Origin of the sequence: Ancylomarina subtilis, from assembly GCF_004217115.1 — a bacterium.
GTDB lineage: Bacteria > Bacteroidota > Bacteroidia > Bacteroidales > Marinifilaceae > Ancylomarina > Ancylomarina subtilis.
The window spans coordinates 573,178-593,755 of record NZ_SHKN01000001.1; the positions used below are offsets into that span (position 1 = coordinate 573,178).

At 38.0% G+C, this 20,578-nt stretch carries 16 protein-coding genes; 3 read left to right on the top strand and 13 right to left on the bottom strand.

Features of this window, described 5'->3' with window-relative positions; translation table 11 throughout:
• The first annotated feature begins 128 nt into the window (after nucleotides 1-128).
• Complete coding sequence (locus tag EV201_RS02390; protein ID WP_130305802.1) at nucleotides 129-845, top strand: pirin family protein; 717 nt, start codon at nucleotides 129-131, stop codon at nucleotides 843-845.
• Nucleotides 846-1,024: 179 nt separating this feature from the next.
• Here EV201_RS02390 and EV201_RS02395 read toward each other — a convergent pair whose 3' ends face one another.
• The 12 genes from EV201_RS02395 to fabG all read right to left on the bottom strand — a co-directional run bounded on the left by EV201_RS02395 (nucleotide 1,025) and on the right by fabG (nucleotide 14,916).
• Nucleotides 1,025-2,179 carry a BPL-N domain-containing protein gene (locus EV201_RS02395; RefSeq protein ID WP_130305803.1) on the bottom strand — a complete coding sequence of 385 codons (1,155 nt, stop codon included), beginning with the start codon at nucleotides 2,177-2,179 and terminating at the stop codon, nucleotides 1,025-1,027.
• A 103-nt stretch (nucleotides 2,180-2,282) separates the two neighbouring features.
• On the bottom strand, nucleotides 2,283-2,810 hold the full coding sequence (gene cobU, locus EV201_RS02400) for a bifunctional adenosylcobinamide kinase/adenosylcobinamide-phosphate guanylyltransferase (protein WP_130305804.1): 528 nt from the start codon (nucleotides 2,808-2,810) through the stop codon (nucleotides 2,283-2,285).
• Nucleotides 2,811-2,877: 67 nt separating this feature from the next.
• Entirely contained in the window at nucleotides 2,878-3,828 is a 951-nt protein-coding gene (cbiB, locus tag EV201_RS02405) for an adenosylcobinamide-phosphate synthase CbiB (protein WP_130305805.1), read from the bottom strand.
• Nucleotides 3,807-4,835, bottom strand: a complete 1,029-nt coding sequence (locus EV201_RS02410; protein WP_130305806.1) for a pyridoxal phosphate-dependent aminotransferase — start codon at nucleotides 4,833-4,835, stop codon at nucleotides 3,807-3,809. Before EV201_RS02410 ends, cbiB begins: the two co-directional genes overlap by 22 nt.
• 192 nt (nucleotides 4,836-5,027) lie before the next feature.
• Nucleotides 5,028-5,942, bottom strand: coding sequence for a dihydroorotate dehydrogenase (locus tag EV201_RS02415; protein WP_130305807.1), 915 nt, complete (start codon nucleotides 5,940-5,942; stop codon nucleotides 5,028-5,030).
• A complete protein-coding gene (locus EV201_RS02420) occupies nucleotides 5,936-6,700 on the bottom strand; it encodes a dihydroorotate dehydrogenase electron transfer subunit (protein WP_130305808.1) in 765 nt (254 codons plus the stop codon). Before EV201_RS02420 ends, EV201_RS02415 begins: the two co-directional genes overlap by 7 nt.
• 233 nt (nucleotides 6,701-6,933) lie before the next feature.
• On the bottom strand, nucleotides 6,934-7,368 hold the full coding sequence (locus EV201_RS02425; RefSeq protein WP_130305809.1) for a helix-turn-helix domain-containing protein: 435 nt from the start codon (nucleotides 7,366-7,368) through the stop codon (nucleotides 6,934-6,936).
• Nucleotides 7,369-8,635: 1,267 nt separating this feature from the next.
• A complete protein-coding gene (locus EV201_RS02430; protein WP_130305810.1) occupies nucleotides 8,636-9,898 on the bottom strand; it encodes an ABC transporter permease in 1,263 nt (420 codons plus the stop codon).
• Between the two features lie 55 nt (nucleotides 9,899-9,953).
• On the bottom strand, nucleotides 9,954-11,180 hold the full coding sequence (locus tag EV201_RS02435) for an ABC transporter permease (RefSeq protein WP_130305811.1): 1,227 nt from the start codon (nucleotides 11,178-11,180) through the stop codon (nucleotides 9,954-9,956).
• 169 nt (nucleotides 11,181-11,349) lie between these two features.
• Nucleotides 11,350-13,398 (bottom strand): TonB-dependent receptor plug domain-containing protein, encoded by a 2,049-nt coding sequence (locus EV201_RS02440; RefSeq protein ID WP_130305812.1) that lies wholly within the window; start codon nucleotides 13,396-13,398, stop codon nucleotides 11,350-11,352.
• A 271-nt stretch (nucleotides 13,399-13,669) separates the two neighbouring features.
• Nucleotides 13,670-14,074 carry an acyl-CoA thioesterase gene (locus EV201_RS02445; protein ID WP_130305813.1) on the bottom strand — a complete coding sequence of 135 codons (405 nt, stop codon included), beginning with the start codon at nucleotides 14,072-14,074 and terminating at the stop codon, nucleotides 13,670-13,672.
• A 95-nt stretch (nucleotides 14,075-14,169) separates the two neighbouring features.
• On the bottom strand, nucleotides 14,170-14,916 hold the full coding sequence (gene fabG / locus EV201_RS02450) for a 3-oxoacyl-[acyl-carrier-protein] reductase (RefSeq protein ID WP_130305814.1): 747 nt from the start codon (nucleotides 14,914-14,916) through the stop codon (nucleotides 14,170-14,172).
• A 566-nt stretch (nucleotides 14,917-15,482) separates the two neighbouring features.
• On the opposite strand from fabG, the gene EV201_RS02455 reads away from it, so the two are divergent.
• Both EV201_RS02455 and EV201_RS02460 read left to right on the top strand, forming a co-directional pair.
• Nucleotides 15,483-17,096 carry an ABC-F family ATP-binding cassette domain-containing protein gene (locus EV201_RS02455; protein WP_130305815.1) on the top strand — a complete coding sequence of 538 codons (1,614 nt, stop codon included), beginning with the start codon at nucleotides 15,483-15,485 and terminating at the stop codon, nucleotides 17,094-17,096.
• A 158-nt stretch (nucleotides 17,097-17,254) separates the two neighbouring features.
• Nucleotides 17,255-18,331: a CNNM domain-containing protein gene (locus tag EV201_RS02460; RefSeq protein ID WP_130305816.1), complete on the top strand. Its 1,077-nt coding sequence runs from the start codon at nucleotides 17,255-17,257 to the stop codon at nucleotides 18,329-18,331.
• A 38-nt stretch (nucleotides 18,332-18,369) separates the two neighbouring features.
• Here EV201_RS02460 and EV201_RS02465 read toward each other — a convergent pair whose 3' ends face one another.
• A complete protein-coding gene (locus EV201_RS02465) occupies nucleotides 18,370-20,577 on the bottom strand; it encodes a bifunctional alpha,alpha-trehalose-phosphate synthase (UDP-forming)/trehalose-phosphatase (RefSeq protein ID WP_130305817.1) in 2,208 nt (735 codons plus the stop codon).
• Nucleotide 20,578 lies beyond the last annotated feature (1 nt).

The following is a 20,578-nucleotide window of genomic DNA, read 5'->3' on the forward strand; positions in this document are numbered from 1 at the left end:
AAGTTTCGTTAGGAAATTAACACTGAAATTTAGATGCTTGAGAATATGTTTTTAATTCTAAATCAAAAAAAATGTAACTTAGATAGAAGAACCTATTATATATCAACTTTCAATTTGGAGGAACTACAATGAAAACTGTTTTACACAAAGCCAACACCAGGGGACATGCCAATCATGGCTGGTTGAATGCTTACCATACCTTTAGTTTTGCCGATTATTACCATACCGATCGCATGCATTTTGGTATGTTAAGGGTTTTGAATGATGACCGAATAGCTGCGGGGAAAGGTTTTGGTATGCATCCTCATAGTGATATGGAGATTATCACCATTCCACTTACCGGTGCATTGGAACACAAGGATAATATGGGGAATTCTGCTGTAATTAAAGCGGGTGATATTCAGGTGATGAGTGCTGGTACTGGGGTGCTTCATTCTGAATTTAACCCCAATAAGGATAAAGAAGTCAATTTACTTCAGATTTGGATTTTTCCCAACAAAAAGGGAGTTGAACCTCGTTACGATCAGATTTCAATAAAAGATATTGAATCACAAAATGGGTTGAAACAAATCCTTTCACCTAATGCCGATGGTGCAGGTGTCTGGATTCATCAGAATGCCTGGTTTCACCTAGGTGTATTTGATCAGCAAACAGATGAAACTTATACCTTTAAGGATGCTGGCAATGGCTTGTATGTTTTTGTGATTGAAGGCGATATTTCTATCAAAGATTTTAAATTGACAAAGAGAGATGGGCTTGGTATATCCGAAACTCAACAGGTTGATATTAAATTTGGAGCCAAGTCGAAGGTCTTGCTTATGGAAGTGCCAATGTTCGATATCTAAATTGTAAAGCTAAGATTATCACTTTTATATTTTAAAAATTGGGATCAATAAATCCTGAAAACGAATCAGAACATGACATATACAGCTTGTTAATATTTAGAGTACGACGGTCCAGAGAATACAAAAGCGATCATTTCCGTAGAGATGACCGCTTTGTATTTTTCATAGTATGCTATTCGCTAGCTTTTTGAGCCTAAAAGACCTTTCAGTGCTTTTAAATTCTTTTTCAATTGACTTTTTATTTTGGTATCTTTTTCAGTCATTACAGCTGCTTCCAAATCGGGAATGGCATCCGTTCTTTCCAATTGAATCAGTGCCCAGGAAGCTTTCACTCTTACCATGGCATCCTTATCTCGAAGCATGCCTGGAATCCATTTCTTTGACGACCAGCAAGCTAGTTCGATTACTTTCTCGATACCTTCCAATTTCTCAGCTTTGCTACCACTTAATTGATTGTGGTATTTCGTCTGCAAATCGTTGATATCATCGGTATAGATAATTTCATTCTTAAAGAAATCCGGACGAACCACATTCTCAGGATAAGCAATCAATTCCTTATTGCAGGTCCAACGCACCATACGAGGCAACATCCAACGCATACCTGGTGTGCATTCCGGGTGACCTACAAATGAAGCCACTCTACCTTTTTCAACTTCAGCAGCCACAACAAATGGGCGATTGTTGGTCATATTAGCAGGCGTGCCTTCAACGGTATGCACATCGCTAAGCATAGTCGCCAGTTCCATAAATTTAGCACCCGATTTGGCAGGAACCAAAACAGGACCTTCGTAATACTGACAAAAAGAGATTTTTCTATCTTTCAGCTCAGGGAAGATCTCTTTCCCTTCTTTGGTCAACGAGAATTTTGATAAACCATGTCCACGATGATCGTGTTCAATGTCAATCGCTTCGCATCCATTTAATGCTAAGCTAGGATAATCAGGTGTTTCGGTCATGATATAAGCTCCAGCGCAAATACCCACAACAGCTTTGCCTTGTTCTTTCACCATTTTCACCAGTTTTTCCATACCCGTTTCACCCAAACTCTGGGTCTCGCCACGTCCGCTTCCACCTGGGAATACAATAGCATCGAAGGCATCGAGTTCACCCGACATAATTTGAGAAGCACGAACCACTTCGGCTTTCATATTGGGATCAATGCGTAAAGCTTCCAGAGCATCGGTAATACACCAGGGACTGTCTCCATTTTTATCGAAAACACCCACGCGTATGGTTTCTTGTGATTGATTTTGTTTTTCAACACGTTTGCAAGCACTTAATAGGCAGAAGCTCATGCAGACAATCAGTAAAAGATTGATTTTTAGTTTGGTCATTTTTGTTTAAGCTTTGTTAGTTGGTTATGTTGTCAGCTGATAAAGATAATAAATGGCTTGATCTTGCGAAAAGTTTATCTTTATGTTGTATTGGCATATTTTTCTAAAAGCTTTCTTTTTTATTGGGAGATTTTATTTCCAAAGGAATACCCGATATCACCAGGCTTACACGATCGGCTTTTTTTGCAATATATTGATTGATTCGGCCCTGTAAATCATTGAATCTCATGGCCACTTCATTACCCGGATGCCCACCCAGACCGACTTCATTACTGACAATAATCCAATCGCAATCCTGAGAAAGAATTTGATCTAAAATTGCTTTAGCTTCTTCCAGGCTTTTATCGTCCTGCTCACCATTATCAAAGAAGATATTGGTTAACCAAAGAGTGATACAGTCTAGAAGAACCATTCTTCCTGTAAAGTCATGAGAATCCAGAGCCTTTTCTTCTTCAATGTTTTCCCACTGCTCACCACGACGTGCTTTGTGTGCCTCAATGCGTGCACGATGACCATCGTCCCAAACACGAGATGTTGCCAGGTAGATGGGCTTATTTGATTGTTCGAGGGTCAGTTGCTCCGCGTACTCGCTTTTTCCACAACGTTGACCACCTGTAATAAGATGAATCATGATATTATACTTGAGTTGCTAGTCTGTAAAGAGAAGCAAATGATTTATAATCTTAAAGCTAATCAATCTATTTGACTAGCAGATTAATGCCTAGATAAAAAGCGGAGATCAATACAATTGTCACCAAACAAACCGCATGGTTGATATAGGCAATGCGTTTGATTTCTTTGTTCTCAATCTTTCGATCTATTTCACCAATATAGGGTTTCTCAACCAGCTTTCCGCCATAATCATGGGCACCACCAAAACGGCAATTCAAAATACCTGCAAGAGCTGATTCAGGATAACCCGCATTGGGGCTGGTGTGTGAGCGACCATATCGGAAGATGAAGACAAAACCTCTGTAACTCAGACTCACAAGCACCATCAGAAAGGCTGTGATACGGGCAGGTATAAAGTTAGCAGCATCATCGATACGAGCCGCAACCCGACCAAAGTAGAGGTATTTTTCATTCTTATAACCAATCATGGAGTCCAGTGTGTTGATCATCTTATAGGCCATCATAGCCGGTAAGCCACCCACAGCGTAATAAAAGAGAGGTGCCACCACACCATCCGAGAGGTTTTCTGACAGGGTTTCGAATACAGCCAGACGGATTTCCTGTTCGCTAAGACCTTTGGTATCACGACCAACAATCCATGACAGGCGTTGTCGTCCAGCCTCCAGACCTTTCTCTTCAAGCTCTTTGAAAACCTCGTAACCTTCCTGCAAAAGGCTGCGATTGGCCAGTCCGTAAAAGACAAAAACAGAGGTGAAGGCAATAAATGCCCACTTCTCCCAGCCTAATAGTAGTATGGATAGGAAATAAAAGGATGAATAGATCAGTAGGATTAAACTCAGGCTCATAAATGCGCCTTTTATAAGACGATGATTGCCATGATTGAGTTTTTCAGTCCCCAGACTGATCATATTGCCAAAACCCACGATGGGGTGAGGTAAGTTTCGAGGATCTCCCAATATGAGATCCAGGATATAACCGATAATAAGAGGTAGTATTATGAGTTCGATTTGCTCCATTGAGTCAGTGCGTCTATTAAAAGTTGGTTTTTGTCTTCGGATAAGGTTGCGACGCGAATAAATCGGTCACTTAGTCCTCTAAAGTTACTTGCATCACGAATCAGCAAGCCAAATTCCGTAATTAAGTCGTTTTTTAGCTCCGAAGCACTGGATTTCTCTAGTTCGATTAAAAAATAGGACGTTTTTGAAGGCCATATTTTAAGACCTGGAATTTGAGCCAGTTTTTCCGAAAATTTCTTTTGATCTGATTTGTATTGTTTTACAGGAGGCAGAAAAGACTGTTTCCTTTGCAAAATGTACTTTCCAGCCTCAATTGCTATGGAATTTACCGTCCAGGGAGGCTTGAAAAATCGAATATTCTGTACCATATCCTTGTTCGAGATCAAATAGCCCAATCTCAGGCCGGGTATCGAGAAATTTTTAGTCAATGACTTCACCAAAATCAGATTTTGGTATTCATCAATCAAATCGATTGCAGATGAAATTGCATCAGTAAAGTCGATGTAGGCTTCATCCACCACAAAAGTGCTCTTAGGGTTGTTTGTAAGAAGAGATTTTAGGAAAGTCTTCTCAACAACGCGACCATCAGGATTATTGGGATTGCAAAGCCAAACCAAACCTTCTGCAAAGAGGGTGGTAGCTTCTAGCTCTGCCCAATTAAGGTATTTAAGCTGATGTTTATTGACCAAACAAGCATCCTCATACTCAGCAAAAGTAGGGATGATAATGGTCGAACTCTTTGAATGAAAGGCCTGTGCAATCAAGTAAAAGGCTTCAGTTGCCCCGTTGCTGGCCAAGACCTGATCGGGCTTAATAGCCAAATCCTGAGCAATTAAATCGCAAAGGCTTTCTGCTGCAGGTTCGGGGTAAGCATGTATCTTATCCCAATTGGCTTGAATAAAGGCTTTTAGTTCCTCAGATTTGCCGCCATACCAGATATTCGTCGAGAAATTGGCTTTAATAGGATGTGTATAGAGATAGGCGTCATCGCCATGTCCGTGTAACATATTGAATATGAGTCGTATTTAATTTAGATTGTCTTATGAATTAGACGATTCAAATTAAGTGAATAAAGCCAATAAAAACAATAGGTTTACAGCTGTAATCACATCCGTAAACCTACCTTTAACCTATTAGAGAATTATTTCTTTAATTTAATTTTTCATTAAAGAAATAAATCTCCAATTACACAAATTGCTTTATTTCAGATTGATAGCACCAATTAAATCATTGATATCACTCACCTGATGACGTATCATATACTCTTTTATCCCTTCCACAATCTTCACACTCACCTGAGGGTCGATAAAGTTGGCTGTACCAATTTGAATGGCCGTTGCACCGGCAAGAATGAACTCAATCGCATCCTTAGCATTCATAATACCCCCTAAGCCAACAACAGGAATCTTAACCGCCTGAGCAACCTGCCACACCATTCTAAGGGCAACAGGCTTCACACAAGGCCCAGAAAGACCACCCGTTACTGTTGATAAGAGAGGTTTACGGGTTTCAGCGTCTATTGCCATACCCAATAAAGTATTGATTAAGGATACTGAATCAGCCCCTTGTCCTTCAACTGCCTTAGCGATGGCCGTAATATCAGTTACATTGGGTGATAGTTTCACCATTAAATGTTTTTTATACACTTTACGGACCTCGCGAACAACCTCTTCAGCCGATGCACAGGAGGTTCCAAAGGCCATACCGCCTTCTTTGACGTTGGGACAGGAAATATTAAGCTCAATACCTGGAATATGCTCCAAATCATTGATCATAGCAGCTGTTTCCACGTAATCCTGAATCATTGAACCTGAAACATTAACCATTACATTGGTCTGGTAGTCTTTAATGCGTGGATAAATGTCCTGGCAGAAGTTTTCAACCCCCTTATTCTGTAGTCCCACAGCATTTAACATACCTGAAGGCGTTTCAGCCATTCTGGGATAGGGATTGCCTTCTCGGTGATGTCTGGTGGTTCCTTTTACTAAAATACCCCCTAAATCGCTTAAATCGATAAAATCAGCGAACTCTTCACCAAAGCCGAAGGTACCTGATGCTGTCATGACCGGGTTCTTTAAAACCAGATCCTTAAGTTTTACTTCTAAATTTACCATTTTAAGTCTTTTATATTGAAGACAGGGCCCTCAGTACATACACATTTATTACCTTTTTTTGTGTCTGTCACACAGCACAAACAAGCTCCAAAGCCACATGCCATCGTGTTTTCAAGAGAAACCTCACATGGAATACCTTTTGACTCAGCATAAGCTGCTACGGCCTTCATCATGGGTTCCGGACCACATGTAAAGCTGTAATCGAAGCTCTCATTCTCCAATACAGAGTGTTGAGTGGGATAGCCCTTTTCACCTTGAGAACCGTCCTCAGTGGTTATCAAAATACGTCCATAGGGCTTATAGGCCTCTAAACCAACGGCATCATAAGAGGAACGAACACCCAAAATAGTGGTTACCTCGTTGCCGGCTTCATGTAGAAATTTAGATAAATATAATAATGGAGCGACCCCACAACCTCCACCAATAAGCAGAGTTTTAGAGTTTTTAGGGATGGTATAAGAATTGCCTAAAGGATAAACAATATTCAGTTTATCGCCAATCTTAAGCTCTCCTAAAGACTTGGTGCCTTCACCAATACGTTTAACAAAGAGTTGAATAACATTTCTGTCGTAATCCACATTGTGTATTGAAAGAGGGCGGCGTAAGAAAACCGCATTGTTATTGTCAACTCTCACATTAACAAACTGGCCTGGCAGAATCTCAGGCAAAGCTTCATAGGCTTTGACATCAAGCACAAAATGCTCACAATTAAGCTCTTCGTACTTAACAAGTTCAAAGTCCTGGATTAGTTTCTTCATACTTTTTTTATGGGTATAAAATGGAAGCATCAGAGCTTTGTGGGCTTCAAATGCTGTTTAATAGTAAATCGAGTTCAAAGATAAGCGAAATATTCGCTTGCTCAAAGGGAAATGAACTTCCCAAGAGACTTTAAAGTCATTCAAAACAAGAATACAGAATTAATGAAATAAAAAAAGCCATAGAAGGGAATCTAAGGCTTTAGAGCGGTTCAAACGGCTTATTACGGCTACATTTAGGCTGGATTGTATTCTTTAAAAGTCTTATCGCTGTAAAAGACCACAACTTTTTCAATTTTTTTGTCCGATAAAAAGGCAGACATATCCAGGTTAGGTAGCGGCTCACTTTGGGGTTTTGCTGTCTCTGATACTTCTTTTTTTAATCTGGGCGGCTGTGCAGACTGATAGGGTTCAGGCTCATCGTCCTTAATTATCTCCTGAAAAAGACTGCCTGAGTCTGATTTTTTACTCATTTCTCCGCTGCCAGATATTAACCAATCTCCGCTAACATGAGGAAAAGAACGCATGATCTTTTGTATAAAGTCCAAACTCGGATTATTACGGCCGGATAAGATATGAGACATGCTAGAGCGCTGAACACCAATAATATCAGCAAATTTCGAAGCACTTAGGCCTTCACTATTGAGTAATTGAATGATTCTATCTTTCATGCTTATGCGATTTAGGTCAAAAAGGGATGATATTTTCTGATTTTTTGAAATTGTTACAAGTGTTAATTCTGTCAACTGCACAAATGTAATTTAAAATTAACAATTATCAAAATTTAGGATTCACAAAAAGCAATTACTTTTGTACACAAAAGTAATCCCTATGAAAGTAGATATTTATTACAAATGTTACTCATTAAACAGTCAATAAGTATATCTGCATTTGAATGTATTCAAACAGAGGCCTATTAGCGTTAAAGTGTAATTAGTTTACAAATGACCAGTCTGCCAGGCCTGCAATATTAATCTTCTAATAACAGAGTGTAATTATCTCATTAATTAGTTAATTAGGTGTCAATTTAAAGTATAATCCGACTATGTAAACCCATATTACAACTGTATTTATAAGATTTAAAGTAAATTACGTATGATTATATATAAGTAATTGATTATGATGGAATACTAATATTTAAAAGCTTATGCATTGCACAGTATTCAACGGATATGTGACATATGTTACTTTAATCTTAAAGAATTACTTTATATAAAGCTTGTAAAAACTTGGTTTTATGATCATAGTCATATAGAATATTAGCTATACATGCATCATTAATATCATGTTCCATAACTGAATTTTTAGCGTGTTACAATTGTTGCCTTATGTAGTTTAAGTTACATATTGCAATCCACATTAAAGTTCATGTTTGTAAATTCAACCTTTATGGGTTTACAATAACCCAGTTCACTTATGTAACAATCATTTTTAACTTTTTTTCTTCAAAGATGTGACTTTGTAAATTTTGAAACTCGGGTCTAACTCCCCTATTCACCTTAAAACTCAATGACAATTGTAAAATACATGTAGGATAATACACCGAGAGTTAAATATGTAAATCTCAGATCGGTTTAAGGCCCCTTATTTCGCCATTAAAAAATTGAAAATCAATAAATACAGGTGGATTTGCATGCAATTTCAATGACCAATACAGGCGGTGAAGTAGAAGAAATGCCTTTTAAAATATGTATTCTAAGCCTTTTGTTTGGAAAATGAGGAATTAGGTGATTCTCGATAAGTTGAAAAGATGACTTTCGTCCCTATTGCTTTACTTTTAGATTTTTGGAATCGAATATGTCCTCTTTTTTATTTTAACAACCATAGAATGGAATAAAATATTAAAGGCTAATAAATGTTGAGGGATATTGAAAAATAAAAAGTGTAGAAACGAATTCCGTTTTTACACTTTCAATAGATTTATTCAACGATTACGGGTTATTCATCTCGGATAGCATCAATGGGTTTGATTGAAACAGCACGCTTGGCTGGGATAATTCCTGCAATAATACCTGATAAGATCAGGATGCCCAAGGCAAGCATGGCCAAATTGAAATTCACTTCGGGATGTGTGAACATGGGTTGATCTCCTCCACTTTTCTCAATAGCAAAACTCAATAACTCTAGCAAAACAACGCCAATTGTTAAGCCAACCCAACCCGCTATAGACGTTAACACAACAGATTCAGTAATAACAGAACTGATAATCATGGATGGCGAAGCACCAATCGCCCGCTGAATACCAATCTCCTTGGTTCTTTTTTTCACGATGAACAACATGATATTACTGACACCAATAATTCCAGCTAGTAACGTACCAATACCAACAATCCAAATTAAACCTGAAATACCTAAAAAAAGTTTATTAATCTTAATAAATTCCTGCTCAACATTATGACTCCCAATAGCCCTGTCATCATCAGGGTGTATTTTATGACGGCGTTTTAATAGATCCTTTACTTTACCTTCCACATAACTGGCCGTATAATTATCCTTGGAGGTGATGGAATAATGTCCAACCCGATTCCCATAATTGTATGTTTTTTGAAGCGTAGTAAAAGGAATGAAAACACATTGATCCTGCCATTCACCCCATCCCTGAGAATGCATGGAATGAAATACCCCAACCACTTGAAAAAAGATCCCATTAATCTTGATGTAGTCACCAACGGCTTCTTCATCATCTTTAAAAAGCACCTCATGCACACGTTTACCAATTACAGCGACCTTTCTGTTCTTTTGTAAGTCGATTTCATTTAAAAAACGTCCGGAAGTCATATTTAAGGGATCAATCTTATTTACGTCTGGCACATCACCCAATATGCTGAAAGCACCCGTTTTAAGACCGCGAACCACATTATTGTTGGCATTACCACCTCTGGCCTCAATACGTGGAGCCAGAAGCTTGATTTCAGGGATATTATCCAATAGCGCCTGCGTATCCTCATTGGTAAAATTATAACGACGCCCTTGTTTAAATCCTTTATAGGCCTTGCTGGTGGGTTGTGCCCAAACGAAAACGGAATTTGTGGCAAAATCTCCCATGCCATAATACACCCCATTTTCAAGCCCCTTGCCTGATCCAAGCATGATTATCAGCATAAATATTCCCCAAAACACACCAAATGCGGTTAGGAAAGTTCGCATCTTATTACTTTTAAGCGCCATATAGACTTCTGTCCACCTATCTTTATCGAACATCTTATTTAATTTATGTGTGAATCATTACCATCTTATTAATAGATTCTTTTAAGATTTATTCTTCAGAAAGTGCCTCAATTGGAAGAATGGAAGCTGCTTTTCGTGCTGGAAAAAATCCGGCAATCGCTCCGGATAAAACCAGTAAAACGGTCGCGCTGAATGCGACCCGTAAATCCACAGAAGGATTCATAAAGAATTCAATTTGAGTATGTGGGGCAAGTATTTCAAGAAGAATGACTCCCATAGCCAAACCAACATAACCGGCAACTGAAGTAATTAGTATAGACTCTGTTAAAACCAATGAAACTATTGATAATGGAGTTGCTCCCAGTGCTTTTCGGATACCAATTTCACGAGTTCGTTCCCTAACGACAATAATCATGATATTACTGACACCCACAATTCCGGCAATAATGGTTCCCAGGCCAATAATCCAAACGAACATCCGTATTCCGGCAAACAAAGCCATGGTTCGCTGATAATTTTCCATATTATTATTGATGAACATGGCTCGCTTGTCTTCTGGGTTGAATTTATGTCGCGCAGCAAACGTACGCTTCAATTGCTTTTCCATCTGTTTCAACTCTTCAATATTATGGGTATTGGTAGTAAAGGACATATTGGAAATGCGGTTCGCTCCATCGAAAACCCGTTGGGCAGTTGAAACAGGGATATACACCCGCTGCAAATCCCTCTCAGAATGATCTGTAAATGTTCCGATAACCAAAAAAGGGATATTGTTGATTTTGATATATTTGCCAACGGGTTCCTCCTTCTTGAACAAAGCATCTTCTACAACCGTTGAGATAGCAACAACCTTTCGATAGTCCTTAATATCGATTTCATTTAAGAATCGCCCTTTCAGACTTGTTGTATTCTCCAGCGTTTCGGTATCCGGATGGACAGCAACAATCGTGTAATTGACATATTCTGTTTTGTAAGAAATTAAGTTGTCGCCTCGGATAGTAAATCGGGAACTGATTTTATCCACATCCAAGCCCGATTCTTTCGTTCTGGAATAATCCTCATTGGTAAATTGGATGCGTCTTCCAGGTTGCATGCCAGCAAAGGCCATACTGGTTTGTCCACTGTAGAGCCAAAGGCTGTTTTCGGCATCAGCCTTAAATTGGTTTAAGACTCCATTTTGGAGACCATTCCCTGATCCCAACAAAATGATGAGCATAAAAATACCCCACGACACACTAAAGCCGGTCAGTATGGTACGAAGCTTATTTTTGCGAATGGTTTCGTAGATTTCTTGCCATTTATCAAGATCAAACATGGGCTTAGTTTTGGTTTAAAATATTCATACGGCAATGAATAGTGCCCAAATGGTGGTTTTAACAGACAATATGGTGGTTTTCTGTCTTCAATATAATCAAAGATTTGGAAATGAGCAAAATAAAAGGCCGCACAAGGCGGCCTTTTCTGAAAATTTTCAATTTGTATGCTTACAAAGCTAGATTTAATTTTACTCCTGCACGAATCCAACGTCCGGGTTGTGTAATATTCCCCATATCGAAATAATCGTGATCTAATAAATTACTTGCTTCTATATAGACAGTATAGCTTGGCTTTTGCCAGTATAACTTGGTATCGACCAACCAAAATGGACGATACGATCGCTCTTCGAATTGACTTAAATCATTTTTATTATACCAGGTATATGATCCATTTCTGTCCTGCCAGGCAAATTGCCATGACGCCCCCAAAGATTTATATATCTTGTGATTCAAAGATATGTTTAGCTTATGATTGAGTTGGTCTAATACATAGTTTGAGATAAATTCGTCACTTGATTTATCCATTTCCATGTATGCATATTTGATCGCAATAGACTTTATGAAAAAATCTGAATCAACCAGATACCTCATATTGATATTTGAAGAAAACTCAATTCCCCAGGTGTTCAAGTCAGTAATATTTTGAGCTTGCCACTTGTCTTCGGATTTGGCTTTTACCCAATCAATCATGTTCTTTCCCTCTCTTCTGAAGATGCCGGCATGAGCTTTAAGCCAGTTGGTATTAAACTTTAGACCTGATTCGTAAGTTGTAGCTTCTTCAGGCTCCAAATTAGTATTTCCGATATTGCTTGGGCCCACATAATACAAATCGGTAAAAGTTGGCATGCGTAATGACTTATTTACAGAAGCATAGAATTTGGTATTTCCCGTGATCTGATAACTCATATCCAAGCCTGGATAGAAGCTGAAACTTCTATCTAAATCCGAATTCCAATTGGCCAATACGCCAGCTGTAAATGTAAATTTATCAAGAAAAACATTGTGTTCTAAAAAGTAGCTTAAATTGGTTCGGGTGTGACTTTTAGTAAAGAAAGCCCCTGACTCACCAGGCACCTTCATCGATTTTTCCATCAATTCACCCAGCACATTACTCCAGACATTTTCAGATCTGAATTCAACACCGGCTGCAGTTTTTCCCAAACTCGATGAGAAAGCAAAATTCATACTCGATCCGTATACATCCGTCAGATGATAGTTGTGATTTGTATACCAGGAAGCCGGATTGTTTCGGAATAACTCAAACCTGTCCTGACTACGTCTCCAATAAATATTGGGCGTCATCTTTACTTTACCATTTGTGGTCAAACGTAAGCTGGCAAAAGAGGTTTTATTTTCTTCAAATTGATTAGGAAATTTGGGCGTGTAGAATGAATTAGCACCATAAGCCTTTTCATTATATCCCAATTGGAGATCCAATTGTCCGACTTCAGTTGAGAGCTTTCCCTGATAGAACGCATTGGTATTTCTGAAGTCTGTATTCTCAATATAGCCATCGCTTGATTTATGAGCCAAAGCCAGGTAGGATTTCAATTTCCCGCTAATGATGGTCGTATTGGCAGATCCGGAATAAAAACCATTTTCACCAGCTGAGATATTTGCTTTTAGCTTATTCTTATTTTCAGTTCCTGTTATAAAATTGATGGCTCCACTAAAAGCATTGGGACCATAAACCCGGGCTCCTGGTCCCTGAAGCACTTCTACCCTTTCGATACTCTCAATATCAACGGGAAGATTCATGCTTAAGTGCCCTGTTTGAGGATCGGTAATATTCACGCCATTGAGCAAAATCATGGTCTGATCGAAATTCCCCCCCCGAATGCTGACATCGGCTTGCACGCCATGATTTCCCCTTTGGCGCACATCCACATTTAAAACATACTCCAATAAGTCTTGCAAACTTTGAACCGGAGCAGCCTCAATTGCTTTTTTATCCATGATGGTAACGACTCGAGCCATCTGCGAATAGGTCACACTTGCCCGTTGCGCACTAACGACAACTTCATCGAGCTTTTTATTGTTATTTACAATGATCGTATCTGCCTGAGCAAAACTTTCATAAGGAACTGTGACAAGGCTGTAAGCAACCAGTAGAGATGAAATTGCACACTGTTTATTGAGACTTTTAAATATCGAATACGATTTGCGGGTCCATTTCCTGAAATAGGATATATCTGAATTTACTTTTAATTTCTTCATCTAAAATTTAATCTAATTTGTATGGTAAAAACAATTTTATTTTTATCGAGTCTTAATAAGACTCGGTAGTTTGAACAAATATAGATATTAAATTAGAAGATAAGCGTGATCTTAATTCGTATTTTTAATGTGTCCGCTTAATCTAAAAGAAGGTCCTTGAAAATCATTTAATAAGAGAATGAACAGATTTTGGTTAAAAGAAAATTACCATTCCAGGAAAGAATGGTAATCGCAGTGCTCATTATGCTTTTATTCAAAAATGAATGACATTTTAGTTTAGGTGGTCAGCGAAAATCTCATCAAAGATCTCCCCTTTGGTCAGTCTTCCATTTTTTAAACAAATCGTAAATACCTTCCCCTTGGCGCAAAGTTTATTGTCTGATAAACGATAAATATCTTCATGGAAAATCAGCTTTGGACCATCTCTATCGATATTCAATTTCACAACAAATTCATCTCCCGAACTCAATGAGATTTTAAAGTCGATCTCAACTCGTGCCACCATGGCATCTAAACCTTGATCATGCAAAACTTTAAAATTGTTACCTGCTGATTCTAAGAATTCATGACGGGCATGTTCAAGATAGTTCTGATAGACTGAATTGTTTACAACACCCTGCAAATCACATTCATAATCGCGAACTTTTAATTTTAACTCGTAGATATAGTTTTTCATTTGATCTAGTTTATCCTTTAAATTAGAAAGGCAAGTTCATAAAAAAAGGATTGCCAAACGACAATCCTCTTCAATATGTTTGTCTATCGTTAGATTTACATGTTCATACCACCACAAACGTGGATGGTTTGACCTGTAACATAAGCAGAAAGATCTGAACCTAAGTAAACACAAGTTTTTGCAATTTCCTCTGGTGTACCCCCTCTTTTCAAAGGAATTTTAGCAGCCCACTCTTTCACAACGTCTTCAGGAAGTTGTCCGGTCATCTCAGTGATGATGAAACCTGGAGCAATTGCATTAGAACGGATTCCACGAGAACCTAGCTCTTTCGCTACAGATTTGGTAAAACCAATGATACCAGCTTTAGATGCTGAATAGTTAGCCTGACCAGCATTTCCGCTAACCCCGACAACAGAACTCATGTTGATAATAGATCCGCTACGTTGCTTTAACATAGTACGCTGAACAGCTTTTGTAAAGTTGAATACAGACTTAAGATTTACGTTAATAACCATATCCCACTGCTCTTCAGTCATTCTCATCAACAATGTATCCTTAGTAATACCTGCATTGTTAACTAAAATATCTACAGCACCAAATTCCTTTACAATCTCAGCTACAACTTTATCTGTATCAGCAAAATTACTTGCATCTGAAGCGTATCCTTTAGCCTTAACACCATATGAAGCGATTTCTTTTTCAGTTTCCTGAGCTGCTTCATTATAAAATAAATCGGTGAATGCTACATTTGCACCCTGCTTTGCAAATTCAATTGCAACTGCTTTACCAATACCGCGAGACGCTCCGGTAATAATCGCTGTTTTTCCTTCTAATAACTTCATTTTTCAATATTTTAAGATATAAGACGACTTCATTTTATCCGTTAGAGTTAGAAATACCCAAATAATAAATATCATCAATTTCATGATGAATACGTCTTAATAATTAAAAATAATTCAATTTAATTCATTGATCAACTATATTATAAGTTAAATATTACTGATCAGAACAGACTTTTGATTTCTCAAAAATTGACCAACAAATATAGGATATTTTAAATAAAATAATGCTTTTCGTTTTGAACATATGCCTATAAATTCTCTAGTTCATTAGAAACAAGCCTTTTTGGACCAATATTGAAATACTTAATTTTATCTCTAATTCTCATTTCAATTTTCTTTTTCATATGTGCTGTATTCTAATCTATTATTATTAATTTCGCAAACCGAAAATGGTCCTTATATGAAGCTTTCAAACATTTCTGTAAAGAGGTGATTTTAAAGATGAAAGGCATTTTTTTTTCACAAACAATACATTGGTTTTTATGTATTGACATATTTATTTTTAATTGTCTCTCTACTTGTCCTAGATATAATGCAGAGGCATAAATTAAAAGATTCGCGTTTAAATGATTTCAGTTTCAAATCTATCTATTCAGTTTGGTAAACGTACACTTTTTCAGGATGTTAACTTAAAGTTTACACCCGGGAATTGTTACGGTATCATAGGTGCCAATGGTGCCGGTAAATCAACTTTCTTAAAAATTCTTTCTGGCGACCTAGATTCAACTACGGGTCGTGTTGCTATGGAACCTGGTGAACGTCTGGCTGTACTAAAGCAAGATCACTTCGAATTCGATGAATTCACCGTTCTTGATGCTGTTGTGGCTGGCCATTCGGAGCTTTGGGCAATCATGCAGGAAAAAAACGAGCTGTATGCCAAGCCTGACTTTTCTGAGGCAGATGGGATTAAAGCTTCTGAACTTGAGGAAGAATTTGCCGAAATGGGTGGTTGGAATGCCGAAAGTGATGCCGCAGAACTTTTGAGTGGTTTAGGGATTAAAGAAGCCCTTCATTACAAAATGATGTCTGAGCTAAGTGGTAAAGAAAAGGTTCGTGTTCTTTTGGCACAAGCCCTGTTTGGGAGTCCTGATAACCTCCTTCTGGATGAGCCAACCAATGATCTTGACCTTGAAACGGTTATGTGGTTGGAAAACTATTTGGCCAACTTTAACAATACAGTTATTGTAGTCTCTCACGACCGTCACTTCCTGGATTCTGTTTGTACTGATATTGTAGATATTGACTTTGGTAAGGTGAAGATGTTCTCTGGAAACTATACGTTCTGGTATGAGTCATCTCAGTTAGCTGCACGTCAGCAAGCAAACCAAAATAAAAAGGCTGAGGAGAAGAAAAAAGAGCTTCAGGAATTTATTTCTCGCTTTTCTGCCAATGTGGCAAAATCCAAGCAAACAACTTCACGTAAGAAGATGCTTGAGAAATTGAATATTGAAGATATTCAGCCTTCAACACGTCGTTATCCGGGTATTATTTTTCAGCAAGAGCGTGAAGCAGGTGATAAAATTTTCTCTTGTACAGGTTTAAGCAAGCAAATTGAAGGGGATGTTTTGTTTAAGAATGTGGAATTCACAATTGAAAAGGGAGAAAAAGTGATTTTCCTGTCACGTGACCCACGCGCCATGACCTCCTTATTTAATATTATCAACAACGAAGAAAAAGCTGACTCGGGATCATTCGAATGGGGCGTAACCATTACGTCTGCATATCTGCCAGTTGATCACAATTCATTCTTCCAAGAGGATATTTCACTTCGTGATTGGTTAGCTCAATACTCTCCTGATACTTCAGAGATCTTCTTAAGAGGTTATTTGGGTAAGATGTTATTCTCGGGCGAGGATATCTTTAAAAAAGCCAATGTTCTTTCAGGGGGTGAAAAGGTACGTTGTATGGTGTCCAAAATGATGCTAAACAATGCCAATTTATTGATTTTGGATACACCAACCAACCACTTGGATTTGGAATCCATCCAGTCATTTAATAATGCCTTGATTAATTTTGGAGGTACCGTATTAATGTCATCTCATGACCACGAGTTCATTCAGACGGTTAGTACACGTATTATAGAGTTAACGCCAAACGGAACCATCGATAAACTAATGGAATACGACGAATATGTATCGAGCGAAAAAATCAAAGCCCTTCGCGAAGAAATGTATAAATAGTCCGATCTAATATAGATACTTGAAGTCCCTCTAAAGCTTTTGTTTTAGAGGGACTTTTTCATTCTATTCGTGATGACTTATATGAATTCTTATTTATCTTTATAAAAGACTATCTTTCTATATAGAAAACTTTGATATATCGATAATTATTAACAAATATGCTGCTTCTTTTATTCTATCTCTGCTTAGCCCTTTTTATCTCTTTTCTCTGTTCTATTATGGAATCGGTTCTTCTCTCCACTCCCATGTCATTTCTATTGGTAAAGGAAAAAGAAGGACTTAAATCATCTCGTGTGTTTATAAAACTGAAAAACCATATTGATAGACCTCTTTCAGCTATTCTTTCATTAAATACCATAGCACACACTATTGGCGCAGCAGGTGTTGGAGCCGAAGCAACCAAAATATTTGGAGAAGTATATTTTGGACTTATTTCAGCCGTGCTTACGTTTCTAATTTTAATATTTTCGGAAATCATACCCAAGACTATTGGAGCAAGTTATTGGAGAAGTTTGGCTTTAACATCTGGTCTCATTATAAATTTCATGGTAATTATAAGCTACCCTTTAGTTATCATGTCTGGATATATTACCAAACTATTTTCAGCAGATTTAAAGGACCCATCCGTAAGTCGTGAAGAAATATCAGTTATGGCCGATATTGGAACTGAAGAAGGTGTTTTTAAAGAACGTGAAAATAAAGTCATCCAAAATTTAATCCGACTTCGGTCAATTAAGGTGACCGAAATTATGACGCCAAGGGTTGTGGTTGTGGCCGCAGATGAAAATATGTCCTTGGAAGAATTTCTTACAAAAAAGGAATTTCGTTATTATTCGCGTATTCCAATTTATTCCGAAAATATTGAGAATGTAAGAGCTTATGTTTTTCGCCAAACTGTATTCGAAAAACTTGCTGAGAAGAAAGAAAAATTAAGACTTAAAGATATTAGTAGAGAAATCGTCATTACTCACGAATTTCAAACACTTTTAAAAGTCTGGGATCAACTTCTTAAAAAGAAAGAACACATCGCCTTAGTCGTTGATGAATATGGTGGTATGGATGGGATAGTGACCATGGAAGATATTATAGAAACCCTACTCGGAATTGAGATTCTCGATGAAAAGGATAAAATCATCGATATGCAACAATACGCACGGGAACGTTGGGCTGAACGTAAAGCAAAATTTGATATGCTAGACAAATCAAATAATTCAGAAATATCAGATAATCAGTAAAACAAGCGCAACAAAGTTACTTTGCCGCGCTTATTTTATTATTTAATTAATTCTGTCAATAGGGTTCGAACGGCACTTACCGATTCAACTTTATACTTGGCAGCAGTGTGTTTTAAGCCCACTTTAATGGTATGTGCAGTATCGGGAAGTTCTCTGAACATATACTCATCTGTCCAGTCATCTCCTACAGCAAAAATAAAATCAAAGGGCTTGTTCTTAATAAATTGTAAGGCGGCGATTCCTTTGTTTATTCCACCGGTTTTCACCTCAATAACCTTATTCCCTTCTAATATCTCAAGATTGTGATTGGCAATCATGGTTGTCAATTCATCTTTTAATTCATTGGCTCTTAAGTCGGCTTGTTCGGGTTCGGCTTTTCTAAAATGCCAAACCAAAGAATAATTTTTCTCTTCAATAAAGGTGCCTGGTGTTCTGTCAACAAATGTTTCAAGTATAGGTTTGATGCTCGATTTCCAATTGTCCGTCACATTCGAGAGCATTTTCCAGTCTCGGTCCAACTTTTTACTCCAGACTCCATGCTCGACAATTAAGTTGATTTTATGTCCGTCAAACCAGGATTCCAAACTGGCTCGGTCACGTCCGCTAATAATGGTAATAACGTTGCGAGGGTCCTCTTCCAACTGATATAATAATTGGTGCAGTTCTTCGTTGGGTTTGGCTTCATTCGGATTTCTCCTAAAACCTGTTAGTGTCCCATCATAGTCTAAAAAGATGGCTCGCATTTTAGAATTTTGATAATCCGAGCGAATCTTATCCATTATGTTGGCATTAACGCGCTTGGCATGCATTGAATTTTGAATTCTCTCCACCTTAGAGAGTGATTTTACAAATTCACTAGCCCACTTAAACACATCGTAGCGTTTGATTCTGTCCTGAAGGAAAATCATACGTTCACGTTGTTCGTCAAGAGGCATTGTCAGTGCCTGTTTTATACTTTCAGCTATCTCACTGATATTATTCGGATTGATAATCAAAGCCTCTCCCATTTCTTTTGCCACACCAGCCATTTCACTGAGTATAATCACACCAGTACGGTTGGTCCGGGATGCCACATATTCTTTGGCAACCAAGTTCATTCCATCGCGAACGGGTGTAACCAGAGCGACGTCACAAGAGCTGTATAATTCGATTAAATTCTCAAAAGGCATCGATCGGTAAAAATACCAAACCGGAGTGTAATTTATATTCCCAAATTGGCCATTCACATTCCCAACCAACTCTTCAACTTCTTTCTTCAAATTGACATAGTGTTCCACTGTGCCACGAGACGGTACGGCAAGCATTATCAGAGTCACCTTTCCAACAAACTCAGGGTATTCTTCCAAAAACTTGGCAAAGGCTCTTAATCGGTTAGGGATCCCCTTTGAATAGTCCAACCTATCGATAGAAAGTATCAACTTTCGATCAGGCGACAGAAGAAAATATTTTTCAAGTTCACGATGAAGTTTCGATTTTTCCTGAAGAGGTTTTTGGAAAATTCCAGTTGCAGCATTCTTAAATTTATCGTAATCTATCCCCATAGGAAAAGCATCAACAATAATAATCCGATCTTCAATTTGAATCTGATTAAACGAGATTTCGTAACCCATTAAACGACGGACAGAACTGAAAAAATGTCGTTGATAGTCATAGGTATGAAAACCGATTAAATCAGCCCCCAGCATGCCTTGAATCAATTCTTTTCTCCAAGGCAGAATGCGTAGAACTTCGAATGATGGAAAAGGAATGTGTAGAAAGAAACCAACTGTGATATTGGGTTTCTTCGATTTAATCATCTCCGGAACCAATAATAGTTGGTAATCGTGTATCCAAATGGTATCTCCTTCTTCTAAGGTTTCGAGAGCTTTATCTGCAAATTTCTGATTCACCCCCACAAAGGCCTCCCAGAGCTCTGGATCGTAATCGATATATTGGGCGAAATAGTGGAATAAGGGCCAAATTGTTCGGTTACTAAAGCCATCGTAATACAAATCAATCTCTTTTTTAGAGAGATGAACTGAAATACAATCTTCTTCAAGTAATTTTTCTTCAATTCTACCAACCAGTTTGTCATCTATGTCATCACTGGCTAAACCCGGCCAGCCGATCCACTTTCCGTTATATTCTTTATAGACTGATCGCATGCCTGTAGCCAAGCCACCAACGCTTGGAATCAGTTCTATTTGGTCATCATTTACGTTTATACTAACTGGAAGCCTATTGGAAACTATGTGAATTCTATTCATA